Annotated in this window: 1 protein-coding gene; it reads left to right on the plus strand. The window is 56.8% G+C overall.

The window, feature by feature from the left end; genetic code table 11:
• Nucleotides 1-134 precede the first annotated feature (134 nt).
• On the plus strand, nt 135-554 hold the full coding sequence (locus tag K4G67_RS17455) for an AAA family ATPase (protein ID WP_239807509.1): 420 nt from the start codon (nt 135-137) through the stop codon (nt 552-554).
• Nucleotides 555-593 lie beyond the last annotated feature (39 nt).

The following is a 593-nucleotide window of genomic DNA, read 5'->3' on the forward strand; positions in this document are numbered from 1 at the left end:
GACACCCAGTTCCTAATTCAGATCAGAGGCTTAGGCCACTCCCGCTAACCCTTTAGGACCGGTCCGGTGAATACGACGGGCTAACGATCAACCCCGTCGACGAGGGTTACGAGCTGCAGCGACACGGGACGCCCATCTCGGGCGTCCCTAGCGAGGGCGAGAAGACCGCCATCGCGATCTCTTACTTCCTGTCGTCTATTGAGGCGGACAATCGGAAGCTCAAGGACGTCATTGTCGTCGTCGACGATCCCGTGTCGAGCCTTGACACGAAGGCCCTGAACTTTGCGTGTTCACTCGTGCGGACACGCCTCCAGAAAGCTGCCCAAGTATTCATCCTGACGCACAATCTCCAATGCATGAACGAATTTAGGAAAGCGTGGAAAGGCAAGGTGCGGCCCGCCGAGGGAAAAGCACAGACCGCGACATTCTTGTTCATCGACGTCACGATCCCAGAAGGAGAGCAGCGGCGCTCGTCGACGATCGTCGAGATGTCGAAGCTGCTTCGTGAGTTGTCCGTCGTCAGAACATTTGGCACACCTAGCTGCGTAAATTAGCGGAGCTTGGGCCTCGTCTGGGAATTGATGTTTAGGCGG

This window comes from Croceicoccus hydrothermalis, assembly GCF_022378335.1.
Taxonomy (GTDB): Bacteria; Pseudomonadota; Alphaproteobacteria; order Sphingomonadales; family Sphingomonadaceae; genus Croceicoccus; species Croceicoccus hydrothermalis.